This window comes from Marinomonas pontica (genome assembly GCF_026191375.1).
Lineage (GTDB): Bacteria > Pseudomonadota > Gammaproteobacteria > Pseudomonadales > Marinomonadaceae > Marinomonas > Marinomonas pontica.
The window spans coordinates 55,413-71,873 of record NZ_JAODTL010000042.1 but is presented as its reverse complement, the minus strand read 5'-3'; the positions used below and the strand labels follow the sequence as shown (position 1 = coordinate 71,873).

Below are 16,461 nucleotides of genomic sequence, written 5' to 3'. Positions count from 1 at the left end.
AGTGTAACAAGCTTTGGGGGGATATTTTCAGTTCGATTTCTGAACATAAGTCTGAATCAGTTGGAGTATTAGAGATAAATACGTTTAATGTCTCTGTATGAGTACTAGTACGTATAGCTGAGATAGCCTTCTTAAGCGTTAAGCCTGTCAAAAAACACAAAATTAGCAGATTGCTTAACTCTGGTTTTTTCTGATCTACGAATATTATGAAACTCAACACGGATTGAAGAGATAGCGAAGAGTAATCAAAATGTGATTCGATTTCTTTCTTAGCCGTGTTCCACGATTTTTCCTTGTTGTTATTAATCGGGGAACATGATTTTCAGAAAGGGATGTTTTTTTATTTCTTTTTTTCTTAGGAGGTGAAGTGGTTTTATCATTAGGTACATTGTTTTTTTCAGTTTTTTCTTCTATATTTTTTTTAGGGGTTGAACTCTTTTGTTTTACAGGGAGGTAATCAAATAATCTCCAAAAACTATTCTCTATAGAGTAAGTTGTAGCATCAATATATTCATGATATCGTTGAAAATCTTTATTTAAAGTTGTTTTTGTATTATCCGGTAATTTATTTTCAGACTTCATTGCATTAACTATGTTTGTGAAAGCAAGCTCTCGGGTTGCTAAAATAGCATTGTAGATCTTTCTATCACTTTCGTCATAGCTAATTTGTTTTAGGATTAAATAGGTGTTTTCTATAAACCTTGAAATGAAGCGAGTTAAAAATTCATGCCCAAGATGGCGTTTTGTATTGATTATTTTGTTAATTCCAAAAGAAATGGGGTAGTCAACACCCTCGTCATAGTCTACTGTAGTTGTTTTTACGTAAGTAGTATTTTCAATAATAGAAAGTAAAGAGTTTAGATCTTTTAAGGATAGAAGTAGATCTGTATGGTAATATTTTATAAGTTTATTTATTAATCCCTTTTGCATAAATATGCATGGCGGAGGAGAGCAAAATGTTAAGAACTTCTTTAATATAGGCTTATTCTTACTCCATATTCCAATTTCATCCCAATAGTTTATGGTTAGTCTTAATGCTTGAGTAAAATTACTACTACTCATAAGGAAGGCCCTATTTTTCCTGAAAAATAATCAATGACTTGGGATTTATCTGTATCTTTGTTTCCCCATGCGTCGATAAAGAAATTATAATTTTCTACCTTATTATTTCTCTTTTCTTCTATTTCTGAAATTATCTGGAATAATAGTTTTGTTGGAGGAGGTGATTTTAATGTTTCTGATAATTCAGAAAATAAATCTTTCATTAGTGAATAGTGAAATGGCTTCGTCAAATTGTTTTTTATTATATAGTCGCATATCAAATCGATATCGTAAATGCTACTGATTTCCAAGTCTATTGAATTTGATATTATTTCATAAAGAAAAAGTTTTCGATTATTTTCTTTTGTTCTTTTTAAGGTTTCTTTTAAACTGCTTTCCTCTATTTCAAATAGATCTCTTTCAGCAATTGCTTTCTTGCATAAATCTAAATCTATATCTTTGTTGATTCTTGATAGTGTTTGAGATGAGAATTTTTGGCTTAGGAAATTTTTGTTTATGTATCCCAGTTGTTTTTGTTTTGATTCGCAAAGATAGTTTAATGCATAATTTTCGTGGACTATTAATTTTTTAATGTTGTTCTCTAGATCTCTGTGAGATTTATTTTTTATATCAATTAATTTGAAGGTGTCTTTTAATTCTTCTTTAGATAAATTTGTCTTAGTTACTTTTACTGATAAAGTTTTATAATTGTATTTTAATGATTTTATCGAATTTATTAAGGTTTCATCATTGTCGTTAAGAAAAATGTAATTTGATCTATCGTTTAATAAAAATGGAGTCCGTTCAAGTACAACCTCTTTTTCACTAGTTTTTATATGGGACAAATTTTTGTAGAAACTCCCTATATAAATATGTTCAATATCGAATTCTGTTTCATTTAATAGTGTAGTGAATATTGGATTGACAAAAATCATATTTAATAAGCTCAAACTGTTTTTGTCTAGTATTTATTTAACATGGTTTGTTGGTCAAGATGTTTTACGATTTCTTTACATTAATGAATTTTTTATTAACTTGATATGATATCGATATTGAAATGGTATCGTACTAAGTTAATTAATACAGTACTAAGTTAAAGGGGTTGCGAATAAGCCATATCTCTATCTTAAGTGCATTAAAATAGCATTAAATATCAATCACATAAAGTCATAACTTAAGTGTAAAAATGTATTATTCGTAATATCCGTAATGAATTAATATAATTAAGGCTATTAAGGCTATTAAGGCTATTAAGGCTATTAAGGCTATTAAGGCTATTAAGGCTATTAAGGCTATTAAGGCTATTAAGGCTATTAAGGCTATTAAGGCTATTAAGGCTATTAAGGCTATTAAGGCTATTAAGGCTATTAAGGCTATTAAGGCTATTAAGGCTATTAAGGCTATTAAGGCTATTAAGGCTATTAAGGCTATTAAGGCTATTAAGGCTATTAAGGCTATTAAGGCAATTAAATAGAGGAGTTATTTAAATGTGTTGTTGATTTTTTATGCGTAAATAAATAGGTGAGATAATCATTATTAGTATTTATGAGATGTTGCCAACATAAAAAATGGTTTTGGCTAACTGGGTGGTACAGCTGTACCACCTGGATTTTTGACTATAAAATATTTATGATCGGAGAGGTTTAGGTTACGAGGGGGCAACAATCAGACTAGAGCAATAGAACGCCTGTTGTGAGTCACGAACCAGATAGGACAGTTTTTCGTGATCTGTATCTGCAAAAACCATGCGCAGGCTATTGCTCTGTGTACCTAATACATCACGAGCGGATTTTAACGCTAGTAGTAATGACATTCCATCGTCAGTAGCTAGCGCACTTACTACCTCATCAACAATCAAAACAGTCATTTTTTCAGTTAACTCATACAGAATTTCCAGAGCACACGACAATATCATGTGAGAATGGAGTTCAGACGGTAAGAACTCTTTTGCTAGTTCTCTGTAGCGTTTCAATTTAACAGAATCAGCACCCACACCTTTTTTTGTTAATATTCCGATTTATTTCCAAGATTATTTTAGCCCTAATAGCGCATCTGGGATTTGATACACACTCATTTAAGTTTATATATATTGGATTCCAATTAACATCTAAGCATTTCGGCATTAGAACGTCTCGTAAGAAATTCGTTTTTTCTGTTTTTCAGAGAAGGATATGTGAGACATCGTACCAAGCCTTCGTCTTGGCTAGATTAAGGGCAAAGTGTTGTTCGTTTTCAATATAAACACTGGTGGTGACTATGTCGTAAGCAGGTGAGAGTCTGGGTGAATAGAGTAAACTCCAGTTTTTCAAATGGGCGTCGCCGTTTGCTAATAGGATGTTGGCGAGTAAACGACGAGCAAGTTGCTGGACATCACTTAGACTATCACCAGAAAACTGATACAGGACTTTTGCTATTTGCTCGTAGTTGCCTGAATTGTATTTTTCATGTGGATACTTCACCAGAACTTGAGCAAAGTCTTCCATGTGAATACGTTGGTCGTCACGTCGATCAAATCGCTTCATAGCGAAGGCCAATTTCTCATCCGGAAGGTTGATTTGAGGAAGGTTGTCTAACTGGTCTATCTCGACCAATTTTATTTCAGGAATATCTACGCCTATAAGAGAGGCGAGAGTCATGGCTGTGAACTCGTTGGCGGGTACTTCTTTGTGTTTGGTGGACGGTGTTTTCACAATCCAATCGCCAAGCACATTATCTTTCGATAGATTGTATCGACCGTCTTTTTCCTTCATGGAAAATTTCATCTGAACGCCTGCCAAGGAGAACTTGTTTTCTTGGCTGAGTTTGTTGAATTTAACCGCTTTTACTTGGCCATGAGATGAGAATAAATGTAGAGGAACATCTTCAGGCTCCATCGGTTCAGCGACTAATGCCCCCGGTAAATCCATACCCAGATAAGATAAAATATGGAACTCATTATCAACATGGGTTTTGAGCCCTTGAGCGATCAGTTCTCGCAATGAACCTTCAGGCAATAGATTAGACAAAATAGGGTGCAGGCGTTGGTTTGTAGCCCATGGCTCAGATAGCATTTTATTAGCATGTGGGAAATTTGGATGGGTGGTTAAGCTAAAAGTAGGGCGTGCTATATTAGATTGATAGCTTTCAGCAAAATGAAGAACATTACGTCCATTTTTTGCCCCTGCCAAATACCCCACTAGATGGCCATGTAACGTCAACTTAAGAACATTAATTTCCGTTGTCATCTTCGTCTCCATCTTTGTCTTCTAGTAATCCTTTCCATGGATCATCCGATAGTTGTTTTTGTTCATCAGAATGATCAGGCTGTTTGTGCGGTAAAGATGTGTTGTTACCATCACTTTCAAGAACAGCTAAAACAGCATTCAGCTTTTCTTTTGGAATCAGCATGACATCGCTATTGAGACCCTTGGCAATCAGTTCAAGAGTATCAAGTCTTGGGTTGCCTTTTGCTTCCAGCCGTTGGTACTGCTGCCTAGAAATGCCAATACGCATTGGCATTTCATTCTGCTTGAGTTTCAGTGCTAAACGACGATTTTTGATTTGCTGTAGTAGATTCATCATAAGGAAACTAATAAGTTGCTTTTTAATTTATAGAAACATATTAGTTGCTATTTCGATGTAAGGCAACTTAAGTGTTTCTTTTTTCGATATCTGAAAGTGCGGAAATATAAGGAAGTATTTTTTTAGTCCATGGATAAATGGAATGATGAAACCAATGGTGACGATATACTTGAAGTTTATGAAAACCTCGATTTAGATAGGTTTTTATGTCAATTGTTGTCTTGTAAAGTCTGGGAAGTCCAAATGATTATCAAAATTTAAGTTTGAGTTGCTTTACGCTTTTTACTTGCATATAGTTTATTGATTAGTAGCAGAGAGTTTTATAAATGCCATCATTTGTTTTAAATAACATCAGCATATCAGCGAGAAAACACGGTTTCGTGTGTTTGTTGCTGTTTGTGCTATCGTTATTTTCGATGGCAATGGCAACGAACAGTATGATGTCGCCTTCCTCGAATATGATGTCTATGGAAGCGCATACCATGTCTGATTTATCAGTTCATCATATGTCTTCTGAAGAAGTTTCCTCTTGTGCCTCAACCTCGGCGGATGAATGTTCCAGTCTGACATCAGAGCATAATCATCAAAATTGTATGGACAATCATTGCAGTAGCTTTTCAGGCTTACTGGTCAGTTACCATTCTTACTCTGACAAAATCACCTCTGTTCATACGGCTCTGTTGTCTGAATTTTACGTTTCTACCCATCCAAATACGCCTTACTTCCCCCTATAGTCATTTCTTAAATTCGCTGTTTCACTCATCGCTTTCATTCGCGTTGAGATTTTATGAATTTAAAAATGAGTAGTCGAGCCAATGGCCAAACACAATTTTTTGGCATTCTGTCATGTATTACAGAGTGTCTATTGCCGTCGATTTTTAATCGGTAAAACGCATCGTATTGCCTCCGTTTTCCTATTGTCGTTACTGCCACTTGTTGCGAGCGCAGAAGTATTAAGCCTGCAACAAGCGGTGGAAAAAGCCGTCTCCCAAGATGATTGGTTGATTTCCAGCCAGCAAAAAGAAAATGCCATTCGTGCCTTAAGTCAAGGTATGACGGCGTTGCCGGATCCAAAAATCAATGTTGGTTTATTGAATATGCCAACCGACAGTTTTGATTTTAACCAAGAAGCGATGACGCAATTTAGCGTGTCGGTATCGCAGATGTTTCCAGCTGGCGATACCTTACGTTTAACAGGAGAAAAGTACGCCGCACAAGGCGATCAAATGCCCTTGATGCGAGATAATCGTCGCGCAATGCTGGCGATGGAAGTGTCAAATCTTTGGCTAACGGCCTACAGCTACGAAGAAAGTATCAAACTCGTTAAGCAAAATAGAACCTTGTTCGAACAACTTCACGAGGTAGTGGAAAGCAGTTATAGCTCGGCGTACGGGCGAGCCAAACAGCAAGATTTAGTGCGTTCTGAGCTGGAGTTGATTAAGTTAGATCATCGTCTAACACAGCTTCGCCAAGCGAAAGAAAATGCACTGAAAAAATTATCCCAATATATTCTTCCGGCCATGGCTGGTCAGAATAAAGCTGATCAAGAAATCACTCTGAAAACAACGGGTGAACCCATTATGGTAACCCCGTCTAATAGCCGTTCGTCGCTTTCATCGAATTCATTGGCATTGGCGGCTCGTCTGAGCCAGCATCCGTTGGTTCGCATTGTCGATGTTCAATCCAATACCGCGCAGATAGATAAATCGATTGCCGAGCAAAAGTACAAACCAGAATGGGGCGTTACGTTGGGTTACGGTTATCGTGGCGATGATCTAAGCGGCAAAGATCGAGCCGATCTGGCGTCGATTGCGGTGAGTGTCAGCGTGCCAATATTTTCGTCTAGTCGACAGGATGCTCAGGTGAAAGCCGCATCCTTACAAGTTGAGTCTTTTCTTTCTGAAAAGCAGCTGGTGCTGAATGAACTCATGGCGAAATACCGTGTTCTGACATCTGATATTACTCTGCTAGATCAACGAATCCGTATTTATCAAACAAAGTTACTTCCTAGTTACAGAGAAAGCGCACAAGCCATGTTGAATGCTTATACCAGCAATGATGGTGTTTTTTCGGATGTGGTTCAGGCGCGTATCGCGACATTGAATGCGCATATTGAATTGTTGAATATTCGCATTGAGCGTTTTAAGCGCTTGGCAGAATTGAATTATGTGATGGCACAAGATGAAGAGGTGAAACTCAAATGAAAGTAATCGGGTATATCGGTGTATTTGTACTAGGTGGCGTTCTTTCGGCTACGGGTTATCACTTTGGTCTTCAAGCATTTAATGCCATGAACGGGGAAATGAATGCTGGTGCATCAGTCACGAAAGGTGAAAAAGCGCCTTTATATTGGGTGGCGCCAATGGACCCAAATTACCGTCGTGACAAGCCGGGTCAATCTCCTATGGGAATGGATTTGATCCCTTTTTATGGCGATGATCAAGGTTCCAATAATCAGGGCGCTGGTACTGTGAGTATCTCGCCTGAAGTCGTTAATAACCTTGGCGTGCGAACAGGAAAAGTGTTTGAAGGCGTGCTGAAACCAGACATTCGTACTGTGGGCTATTTGGCCTACAACGAAGACAAGATTGTTCATATTCATCCTCGTGTCGAAGGTTGGATCGAAAAGAGCTTTATTAAATTCAATGGTGATTCAGTTGAAAAAGGTCAGCCTTTGTTCGATCTGTATTCACCAACCTTGGTGAATGCGCAGGAAGAATTTGTCTTTGCGTTAGCGCGCAAAGACCAGCGCATGATCAACGCGGGTGAAGAAAGACTAAAAGCTCTGCAAGTGTCGAGCAGTTTTATCCAATCGTTAAAGACAAAGCGCAAAGTGTCTCAAACAGTGCGATTTTTTGCGCCACAAAGCGGTGTGATTGACAACCTTGGAATTCAAGATGGTTTCTACATTAAGCCAGGCACAACCTTGATGTCGATCGCGGATCTGAGTGAGGTGTGGTTGGATGCCGAAGTGTTTGAACGCCAAGCGCATCTTGTCGCGGTGGGTCAACCGGTTGAGGCTGTTATGGATTTCCTACCGGGGAAAACCTTTGCCAGTAACGTGGATTTTATTTATCCGACTCTAAATGCCAAAAACCGCACTTTGCGTGTTCGCATTCGTTTAGACAACCCTGAGCAACTCCTGAAGCCAGATATGTTTGCCCATGTTCGTATTGAAACCACGGACCCAGGTAAAAAACGATTGATTGCAAAAGAAGCTCTAATTCGCGGCGGCAAGCAAAATCGCGTGGTACTGGCATTGGGTGAAGGGCGTTATAAATCGATTGCAGTTGAAACCGGCGCGTTCGGCGATGACTACGTGGAAATTTTAGATGGCTTGGTGTTGGGTGATGAGGTCGTGACATCGGCGCAGTTTTTGTTGGACTCTGAATCCAGCAAAAGCTCGGATTTCAAACGCATGAATATAGACAGTGAGCAGACGTCAATGCCTGCCAGTGGCACTGAAATGACTAACACGTCAATGTCTGGCAATGAAATGTCAGTAGCAGAACCTGCTAACAATGTTTGGGTAGCCGCACGCATTAATCGTATTGATGCGACAACGCGGATGGTGAATGTGAATCATGATGCTATTACTGATTGGAAATGGCCAAAGATGACGATGGACTTTGAGTTAGCTGATTGGTTGACGCTGGATGAATTGCCAATTGGTAGAGATATTCAGCTTGAGATTACGCGGGAAAGCAGTGTGAAATTCATGGTCACTGACTATTTTGACGCTGACACGGAGTAGGGGAATATCATGATTGAAGCGATCATTCGTTGGTCCATAAACAACCGATTCATGGTGTTATTGGCTACTTTTATTTTAGTGGGCGCTGGCTTGTATTCGTTAAAGAATACTCCCGTTGATGCCATTCCTGACTTGTCTGATGTGCAAGTTATCATTAAAACCAGCTATCCAGGACAAGCGCCACAAGTTGTGGAAGATCAAGTTACGTACCCGTTGACCACGGCGATGTTGTCTGTGCCCGGTGCTCAAACAGTGCGCGGTTATTCGTTCTTTGGGGATTCGTATGTCTACGTGATTTTTGATGAAGATACCGATATGTATTGGGCGAGAAGCCGAGTGTTGGAGTATTTAAGTCAGGTTGCGCCATCCTTGCCCAGTAACGCAAGGGCGCAATTGGGGCCAGACGCAACGGGTGTCGGCTGGGTGTATTTATACGCCTTGGTCGATAAAACCGGTCAAAACGACTTGAGTCAATTGCGTTCACTGCAAGACTGGTTCTTGAAGTATGAATTACAAACCGTGCCTGGCGTATCGGAAGTGGCGCCCATTGGCGGCATGGTGAAGCAATATCAGGTAAGTGTGAATCCAGATAAATTGCGCGCGTTAAACATGCCATTGAGCCACATTCAAAATGCTATAAAACGCGGCAATCAGGAAGTCGGCGCGTCGGTCATTGAAATGGCTGAAGCTGAATACATGGTTCGAGCGTCTGGTTATATACAGAGCGTCGAAGATATTGAAATGATTCCGCTTGGCGTCAGTGAAAGTGGCACACCGTTGACGATCAAAGATGTGGCAGACGTTGGTATTGGCCCACAAATGCGTCGAGGGTTAGCAGATCTCAATGGTGAAGGCGAAACTGTCGGCGGCGTGGTGGTGATGCGTTTTGGTGAAAACGCACAGAAAACCATCGAAGGCGTAAAAGCGAAATTGGAAACCTTGAAATCTAGCTTGCCAAAAGGCGTTGAGGTGGTGACGGTTTATGATCGTTCTGGTTTGATTGATCGTGCCGTGGAGAATTTATGGACCAAACTGCTGGAAGAGTTCCTTGTGGTTGCGTTGGTTTGTATGGTGTTTCTTTTTCATGTGCGTTCCTCTTTGGTGGCCATCATCAGTCTGCCTGTCGGTATTTTGACCGCCTTCATCGTCATGCATTTGCAGGGTATTAATGCCAATATCATGTCGCTTGGCGGTATTGCGATTGCCATTGGCGCCATGATTGATGGTGCAATCGTGATGATAGAAAATCTCCATAAGCATATGGAAAAAGTCGAAATGACCAAGGAGAACCGTTGGCAGGTTGTGACCGCCGCGGCTACCGAAGTCGGCCCCGCGTTATTCTTTAGTCTGCTGATTATCACCGTCAGTTTCGTGCCTGTGTTTACCTTGGAATCCCAAGAAGGACGGATGTTTGGCCCGTTGGCCTATACCAAAACCTATGCCATGGCCGCATCGGCGGCATTAGCCATCACTCTGGTACCTGTTTTGATGGGGTACTTTGTGCGAGGTAAAGTCTTGCCTGAGCATAAAAACCCCGTTAATCGGGCTTTGATCGCGGTGTATATGCCAGCGCTGAAAGCCGTGTTGAGTTTTCCGAAAACCACCATTTTGGTGGCAATTGCTATATTTGCCATTGGTATGTGGCCGTTAAATAAGTTGGGCAGTGAGTTTATTCCTAACCTAGACGAAGGTGATTTGATGTACATGCCAACTGCCTATCCGGGGATCTCCATCGGACAAGCACGTCAGGTATTGCAGCAAACGAATAAATTAATTGCGACCTTGCCAGAAGTGAAAACTGTCTTTGGGAAGGTTGGCCGCGCGGAAACCGCGACAGACCCAGCACCTTTGACGATGATCGAAACCTTTATTCAACTCAAGCCTCGTTCTGAATGGCGAGACGGTATGACCAGCGACAAGATCAAGCAAGAGCTGGATCAGCTGGTCAAGATCCCTGGCATTACTAACGCTTGGGTAATGCCGATCAAAACACGAATCGATATGCTGGCAACGGGCATCAAAACCCCTGTGGGTATAAAGGTTGCAGGTCCTGATCTAAAAGTGATTCAAGATATTGGTTTGCAGCTAGAGAAAATCTTGAAACCAGTTGAAGGCACGGCATCGGTTTATTCTGAGCGTGTGGCCGGTGGTCGTTACGTCAATATAGACATTAATCGCGCGAAGGCATCGCGTTATGGGCTGAACATTCAAGATGTTCAAGAGCTTATCTCTTCGGCGGTGGGTGGCATGAATGTCACGAATACTATTGAGGGGCTTGAGCGCTATCCCATTAATGTTCGCTATCCACAAGAATATCGTGATTCACCAGAGCAATTAGCCCTTTTGCCAATCGTGACTCCGAATGGTTTACGAATTGCTTTGGGGGATATTGCTGATGTGTATGTGGAAGAAGGTCCGCCAGGATTAAAAAGTGAAAACGCGCGTTTAAACGGTTGGACCTTTGTGGACATTGAAGGTGTAGATATTGGTCGTTATGTCGAAAACGCACAAAAAATCGTAGCAGATCAAGTGCAATTACCAGCAGGTTATTCGTTAAATTGGTCTGGTCAATATGAGTATATGCAACGGGCAAAAGAAAAGCTGACTTATGTAGTGCCGCTTACATTGGCCATCATTATTGTCCTCTTGTATATCAACTTCCGTAATTTCTACGAGGTGGCGATCATTATGGGCACCTTGCCATTTGCTATGGTGGGTAGTATCTGGCTGATGTATTTGTCTGGCTTCAATTTCTCGGTTGCTGTGGGGGTTGGCTTCATTGCGCTGGCTGGCGTGGCCGTGGAAATCGGCGTCATTATGCTGATGTATTTGAATCAAGCTTGGGTAGAGACACAAAAAAAATGCGCTGAAAAAGGCGTCTTACCTCGCGCGGACACGCTTTACCATGCGGTGCTTCATGGCTCTGGTATGCGAGTTCGTCCGGTGATGATGACGGCGGTATCCATCATTATCGGCTTGTTGCCAATTTTATATGGTACTGGAACGGGATCGGAGGTGATGAGTCGAATCGCTGCACCTATGGTTGGCGGTATGGTGAGCGCGGTCGTACTGACGTTATTAGTTTTGCCTGCGGTGTATTTTCTATGGAAAAAATCTTCATTGAAATGAGTGTTTGTTTCAATCGATGTAAAACGCGGTTTTTCAGAGCCGCACAAAATGCTGGTACAGGTGGGCTCCTCTTTGTGCCAGTGCAAACCAATATTAAGCTCAAAGCAATTAAACTTTAAAGGATCATAGTATGAACAAAATCAAATTAGCGCTTTCTGTATTCGCAATGACAGCTGCTGTAAACGTATATGCACACGGCATGATGACAATGACATACCCCAAAGACGGTGCCATGCTAATGGCTCAAGCAGAACGAGTAGAGCTAAATTTCCAGAACCCTATGAAAGTTGTAAGTCTCAAGGTAGTAGGATCTAAAGGTAAGCCCGTGTCGGTTCGGTTTAATCGTGACGGTGCAACAACGAAAAATTTTCAAACTATGCTACCAATGTTGGCGCCGGACAGTTATACAGTTCATTGGAAAGCAATGGGCGAAGATGGACACATGATGAAAGGCTCTTATGGTTTTATGCAGCATTAATTTGAACATTTAAACTGTTTAGTTCAACTGGCTAATTAGATTATATCTTTTAGGCTTTTCATTTTATAAAAAAGGGGCTGTATGATGTTAACGAACTGGGAAATCGCGCAATTATTGACACGTTGGTTATTGTATTTTGGTATATCAAGCGTTGTAGGTGGGCTATTTGCATTTTGTTTGTTGCGTCATCAGTCTGCTTTATTGAGTAGTATAAAAAGGTACGTACGAGGAGGTGCGTTGATTGGTTTAGCGGCGACAATAGCTTATTTTTTTATCCTCGTTGGTGGGGCGATGGAAGAGGGTCTATCGCTCATGTTTGACCCTATGATGGTCTCTATCTATTGGGATTCGCCTGCGGGCAGTACCTTAATCGCTAATGTGATTGGTTATTGCTTGGTGATCATAGCGTCATTTACCCTTGGGTCGGATCGTGCCTTCAGTCTGTGGCCATTTTCACGCCTTGCATTAATGGTCGCTTCCTTGGGCATAGCCAGTTTGATTTATTCGTTTTCATTCACGGGTCATGCGACAGAGCAAGCTTGGTATTATCAAATTATATTCTTTACTCATATCTTGATTGCTGCTTGGTGGTTAGGGTTGCTATTCCCTTTGTGGTTGGTTGCGCGAAAATCCACGCACCAGGAATCTAATCGAATCTTAGAGCGTTTTGGCGAACTTGCAGCGGTTGCTGTTTTGATTTTGATTATCTGTGGAGCATGGATGAGCTATGTTCTGACAGGATGGCAAGACTTATTCTCGTCAGACTATGGTTTCTGGTTGTTGGTGAAACTTGCTTTGGTCGTTGTTATTCTGGTGATGGCGGCATACCATAAATTACATCTTGTGCCGTTAATACTGAAACGCGGTAATACATTTCTTATTCAAAAATCTATTTTAATGGAAAAAATGATCGCTTCTTCTATTTTGGTGGTCACGGCGATATTTACGACGTTTGTTGGTCCTCCAATGCATTAATTAGAGGTGTATTTAAAGTGATGTTGTTTGGGGTGAAAGTTGATTGGGGAAGAATAATGAGACAAAATAAAATCGTTATCATTATATTTGTTTTGCTCCGTGTTTGTTAGCCAGATAATGACTTCTGTGGCTGGTCCAATGGCATATCACTCAATGCAACTTACTGCTACTGCTACTTATGGCTCGATGGTCGATCATAAGGCTTCGTTGCACAACGCGTCTGTTGAAACACACACAGATCAGTATGTTCAAATATTGCCGGTCACGAATGCGTTAGATTGTTGCAAAGACAAAAGCTCGTGTCCGATGAGCGTTTGCATGTCGATGGCCGCGATCATTGATCGTCAGTGGATTTATTACGGCTCTCAACTGAGTCAGAGTAGTGCTCATCTAGTTCAACAAGAGCTACCGTTGAATAGCTCTTCTTTATATCGCCCTCCGATACTTTCTTAATCTTCGGATGAATCCGTCGTTTTGTCGGACGCTCCAAGGTCACTAACCGTTATTTTCTATTATTAACCTTTTATCCACTACAGGGATAATGCCTGTATTGGATCTTCTCAAGAACATTGTTGGAGACAATTATGTCTTTTATTCATTACATTATTTGGTTGCACCTGCAAACAGGTGTTGTGGGTTTAATTAGATTAAGGGAGTTCAGTTTATGACAGTATTCAAACCTTCACACGAAGAGCAGAACAAATCATCGAGCGGTACAGTGCTTAGCCGTCGTCAGTTTGTATTTGGTGCTTCTGCCATGCTGGCTTTAACTACCATTCCGTTTTCAAAAAATGCACTAGCAAGTGCCATTGGCCAATCTTTAACTCAGTTATCTGGGAAAGTTTTTGATTTAAGCATTGATTATAAAACCGTTAATTTTACGGGAACGCCTGCTAGAGCAACGGTCATTAATCAACTGTTTCCCGGACCCTTGTTACGCTGGAAAGAAGGTGAAACGGTCACGCTAAGAGTAAAAAACAATCTTGATCATGACAGCTCTTTGCACTGGCATGGGATGATTTTACCGACAGAAATGGATGGCGTTCCTGGCCTTAGTTTTGCGGGCATCAAACCGGGAGAAACATTCGAATATAAATTTCCAGTTAAGCAAAGTGGTACCTATTGGTATCACAGTCATTCAGGTTTTCAAGAACAAACGGGAGTGTATGGCGCGATTGTTATAGACCCTAAAGAAGCAGACCCTGTTGTGTTTGATCGGGAGCATGTCATCATGCTGTCGGACTGGTCGGATGAGGCGCCTGAAACGATATATGCGAATTTAAAGAAGCAATCAGACTATTACAATTACAGTGAAAGAACGATGTCTGATTTGTTTTCTGATATCAAAAAACAAGGGTTGGTGAACACATGGAGAGCACGCTCCATGTGGAATCAGGAACGTATGAGTGACCGAGATATTTCTGATGTCACGGGCGCCACCTATACGTATTTAATGAATGGGAACCCACCGGCACAACCTTGGCAAGCACTCTTTAAACAAGGAGAAAAAGTTCGTCTTCGCTTTATTAATAGCTCTGCGATGACGATATTTGATGTGCGAATTCCAGGTTTAAAAATGACCGTGGTAGCGAGTGATGGACAAAATGTTCAGCCTGTTACCATCGATGAATTTCGAATTGGTGTTGCGGAAACGTACGATGTGATAGTCGAGCCGAAGATGGAGGATGCTTATTGTATTTTCGTTCAGAGCATTGACCGTTCTGGTTATACCGTTGGTAACTTCACGTCAGATGAAATGTTCACGGCCAAAATCCCTGATATGGACCCTATGCCGATCTTAGGGCATGGCGATATGGGCATGAATATGGAGGGCATGGACCACAGTAAAATGGCGATGGGTTCGGACTCTATGTCGGGCATGGAAGGCATGGACCACAGTAAAATGGCGATGGGTTCGGACGCTATGTCGGGCATGGAAGGCATGGAAGGCATGGACCACAGTAAAATGGCAATGGGTTCAGACTCTATGTCGGGCATGGAAGGCATGGACCACAGCAAAATGGCAATGGGCTCAGGCTCAATGGCTGGCATGGAAGGCATGGATCACAGCAAAATGGCAATGGGTTCAGGCTCAATGGCTGGCATGGAAGGCATGGATCACAGCAAAATGGCAATGGGTTCAGGCTCAATGACTGGCATGGAAGGGATGGATCTCAGTCAGCCAAGTATGGTTATGCCTACTTTAGGTTTAGCAGGTTACGGCAGTGACAATGAGATTAAGCATCTAGATTCAGAAAATGGTCCTCAAGTAGACATGCAATCAGGCATGCCTCAAAGCGGCCTTAACGACCCAGGTATTGGCTTAAGGGATCATCAAGCGAACTATAACCGTAAAGTACTGACCTACGCAGACCTAAAAGGCTTGCATCCTACTCATGATAAACGTCAACCCACTCGAGAAATCCAGCTGCATCTAACGGGCAATATGAATCGTTATATGTGGTCAATTAATGGAATCAATTTTGCTGATTCCGCTCCACTTGAATTGGCGTATAACGAAAGAGTGCGAATTACCTTGGTGAACGACACCATGATGATTCATCCCATGCATCTACATGGTGTATGGAGCGAGTTAGAAACAGGAGACCCTGATTACATTCCACGTAAGCATACTGTGATGGTTCAGCCTGGTTCAAAAATCAGCTATTTAGTCACCGCAGACGCCTTGGGGCAATGGGCATATCACTGCCATTTGCTATATCACATGCCTGGCATGTTTAGAAAAGTGGTCATCAAATAAGGAGAGTAATAAATGAAAAACTTTAATTCACTAGGCTTTACATTAGTGATGGCAACGGCTTCTGTTATGAGCTCTTTGTCTTATGCAGGTGCGGAAGATGACCCTTTATTAAGTTATGTCGCCATCGACCAATTAGAAAAAGGCCTTGAGTCAGACGATCCAATCAGCTTTAGTTTTCAAGCATGGGTTGGTTATGATATGGATAAAATCTGGCTTAAAACGTCAGGTGAATACCAGAATAGTGACGACCAGGACCTAGAAGTACAGGCTCTATACAGTCATGCCGTAGCGCCGTATTGGGATATGCAGATGGGCGTAAGGCGAGATATTAAACCGTCCCCATCTCGTGATTGGTTGGTGCTTGGTTTCCAAGGTTTGGCTCCGTATTTTTTCGACATTGACGGTGCTTTCTTTGTTGGAGAAAAAGGGCAAACCTCCATTCGTTTAAGCATCGAACAGGAATGGTTAATCACTCAAAAACTGATATTAACGCCTGAATTTGAAATGAACGCCTATGGTAAGAGTGATGACGAGTTAAGCATGGGTGCTGGTCTTACTGATATCAATGCAGGCCTTCGACTAAAGTATGAAATAACACGTAAGTTTGCACCTTATATAGGTATAGACTGGAGTAAAAAGCTCGGTGCTACGGCTGATCTTGCTCGTGATAATGGAGATAGCATTAACAACTCTCAGTTTGTCATTGGCGTAACGGCTTGGTTTTAAACTTTTTAACAAGAAATAAAAGGGGTGGTCGATGAG

14 protein-coding genes are annotated in these 16,461 nt (G+C 41.3%); 9 read left to right on the top strand and 5 right to left on the bottom strand.

The window, feature by feature from the left end; translation table 11 throughout:
• Positions 1-213 precede the first annotated feature (213 nt).
• From N5P32_RS11245 to N5P32_RS11225, 5 genes are all read right to left on the bottom strand, one after another.
• Positions 214-1,062: a hypothetical protein gene (locus N5P32_RS11245; protein WP_265729159.1), complete on the bottom strand. Its 849-nt coding sequence runs from the start codon at positions 1,060-1,062 to the stop codon at positions 214-216.
• Positions 1,059-1,976: a hypothetical protein gene (locus N5P32_RS11240; protein ID WP_265729158.1), complete on the bottom strand. Its 918-nt coding sequence runs from the start codon at positions 1,974-1,976 to the stop codon at positions 1,059-1,061. Before N5P32_RS11240 ends, N5P32_RS11245 begins: the two co-directional genes overlap by 4 nt.
• Before the next feature lie 713 nt (positions 1,977-2,689).
• On the bottom strand, positions 2,690-3,013 hold the full coding sequence (locus N5P32_RS11235) for a hypothetical protein (RefSeq protein ID WP_265729157.1): 324 nt from the start codon (positions 3,011-3,013) through the stop codon (positions 2,690-2,692).
• Between the two features lie 187 nt (positions 3,014-3,200).
• The gene (locus N5P32_RS11230) at positions 3,201-4,265 is read right to left on the bottom strand and encodes a type II toxin-antitoxin system HipA family toxin (protein ID WP_265729156.1); all 1,065 of its coding nucleotides are present in this window, start codon (positions 4,263-4,265) and stop codon (positions 3,201-3,203) included.
• Entirely contained in the window at positions 4,249-4,602 is a 354-nt protein-coding gene (locus N5P32_RS11225; RefSeq protein ID WP_024024481.1) for a helix-turn-helix transcriptional regulator, read from the bottom strand. The genes N5P32_RS11230 and N5P32_RS11225 overlap by 17 nt, the downstream gene beginning before the upstream one ends.
• A gap of 326 nt (positions 4,603-4,928) precedes the next feature.
• Here N5P32_RS11225 and N5P32_RS11220 point away from each other — a divergent pair, with 326 nt between their 5' ends.
• The 9 genes from N5P32_RS11220 to N5P32_RS11180 all read left to right on the top strand — a co-directional run bounded on the left by N5P32_RS11220 (position 4,929) and on the right by N5P32_RS11180 (position 16,425).
• Positions 4,929-5,336, top strand: coding sequence for a hypothetical protein (locus N5P32_RS11220; RefSeq protein ID WP_265729155.1), 408 nt, complete (start codon positions 4,929-4,931; stop codon positions 5,334-5,336).
• Between the two features lie 81 nt (positions 5,337-5,417).
• The gene (locus N5P32_RS11215) at positions 5,418-6,806 is read left to right on the top strand and encodes a TolC family protein (protein WP_265729154.1); all 1,389 of its coding nucleotides are present in this window, start codon (positions 5,418-5,420) and stop codon (positions 6,804-6,806) included.
• Positions 6,803-8,356, top strand: coding sequence for an efflux RND transporter periplasmic adaptor subunit (locus N5P32_RS11210; protein WP_265729153.1), 1,554 nt, complete (start codon positions 6,803-6,805; stop codon positions 8,354-8,356). Before N5P32_RS11215 ends, N5P32_RS11210 begins: the two co-directional genes overlap by 4 nt.
• A 9-nt stretch (positions 8,357-8,365) precedes the next feature.
• Entirely contained in the window at positions 8,366-11,485 is a 3,120-nt protein-coding gene (locus N5P32_RS11205) for an efflux RND transporter permease subunit (protein WP_265729152.1), read from the top strand.
• A gap of 130 nt (positions 11,486-11,615) precedes the next feature.
• On the top strand, positions 11,616-11,963 hold the full coding sequence (locus N5P32_RS11200; RefSeq protein ID WP_067014165.1) for a copper resistance CopC family protein: 348 nt from the start codon (positions 11,616-11,618) through the stop codon (positions 11,961-11,963).
• An 81-nt stretch (positions 11,964-12,044) separates the two neighbouring features.
• Positions 12,045-12,938: a copper resistance D family protein gene (locus tag N5P32_RS11195; protein ID WP_100187605.1), complete on the top strand. Its 894-nt coding sequence runs from the start codon at positions 12,045-12,047 to the stop codon at positions 12,936-12,938.
• Positions 12,939-13,076: 138 nt separating this feature from the next.
• The gene (locus N5P32_RS11190; RefSeq protein ID WP_265729151.1) at positions 13,077-13,391 is read left to right on the top strand and encodes a hypothetical protein; all 315 of its coding nucleotides are present in this window, start codon (positions 13,077-13,079) and stop codon (positions 13,389-13,391) included.
• Between the two features lie 211 nt (positions 13,392-13,602).
• Positions 13,603-15,699: a copper resistance system multicopper oxidase gene (locus N5P32_RS11185; protein ID WP_265729150.1), complete on the top strand. Its 2,097-nt coding sequence runs from the start codon at positions 13,603-13,605 to the stop codon at positions 15,697-15,699.
• A 12-nt stretch (positions 15,700-15,711) separates the two neighbouring features.
• Positions 15,712-16,425 carry a copper resistance protein B gene (locus tag N5P32_RS11180; RefSeq protein ID WP_265729149.1) on the top strand — a complete coding sequence of 238 codons (714 nt, stop codon included), beginning with the start codon at positions 15,712-15,714 and terminating at the stop codon, positions 16,423-16,425.
• Positions 16,426-16,461: the final 36 nt, after the last annotated feature.

What these genes read in the sequence shown, in the direction of transcription:
- N5P32_RS11190 (WP_265729151.1), top strand. Translation starts at nt 13,077, where the DNA reads ATGGCATATCACTCAATGCAACTTACTGCTACTGCTACTTATGGCTCG.
- N5P32_RS11210 (WP_265729153.1), top strand. Translation starts at nt 6,803, where the DNA reads ATGAAAGTAATCGGGTATATCGGTGTATTTGTACTAGGTGGCGTTCTT.
- N5P32_RS11220 (WP_265729155.1), top strand. Translation starts at nt 4,929, where the DNA reads ATGCCATCATTTGTTTTAAATAACATCAGCATATCAGCGAGAAAACAC.
- N5P32_RS11195 (WP_100187605.1), top strand. Translation starts at nt 12,045, where the DNA reads ATGATGTTAACGAACTGGGAAATCGCGCAATTATTGACACGTTGGTTA.
- N5P32_RS11240 (WP_265729158.1), bottom strand. Translation starts at nt 1,976, where the DNA reads ATGATTTTTGTCAATCCAATATTCACTACACTATTAAATGAAACAGAA.
- N5P32_RS11180 (WP_265729149.1), top strand. Translation starts at nt 15,712, where the DNA reads ATGAAAAACTTTAATTCACTAGGCTTTACATTAGTGATGGCAACGGCT.
- N5P32_RS11230 (WP_265729156.1), bottom strand. Translation starts at nt 4,265, where the DNA reads ATGACAACGGAAATTAATGTTCTTAAGTTGACGTTACATGGCCATCTA.
- N5P32_RS11215 (WP_265729154.1), top strand. Translation starts at nt 5,418, where the DNA reads ATGGCCAAACACAATTTTTTGGCATTCTGTCATGTATTACAGAGTGTC.
- N5P32_RS11245 (WP_265729159.1), bottom strand. Translation starts at nt 1,062, where the DNA reads ATGAGTAGTAGTAATTTTACTCAAGCATTAAGACTAACCATAAACTAT.
- N5P32_RS11225 (WP_024024481.1), bottom strand. Translation starts at nt 4,602, where the DNA reads ATGATGAATCTACTACAGCAAATCAAAAATCGTCGTTTAGCACTGAAA.
- N5P32_RS11205 (WP_265729152.1), top strand. Translation starts at nt 8,366, where the DNA reads ATGATTGAAGCGATCATTCGTTGGTCCATAAACAACCGATTCATGGTG.
- N5P32_RS11185 (WP_265729150.1), top strand. Translation starts at nt 13,603, where the DNA reads ATGACAGTATTCAAACCTTCACACGAAGAGCAGAACAAATCATCGAGC.
- N5P32_RS11200 (WP_067014165.1), top strand. Translation starts at nt 11,616, where the DNA reads ATGAACAAAATCAAATTAGCGCTTTCTGTATTCGCAATGACAGCTGCT.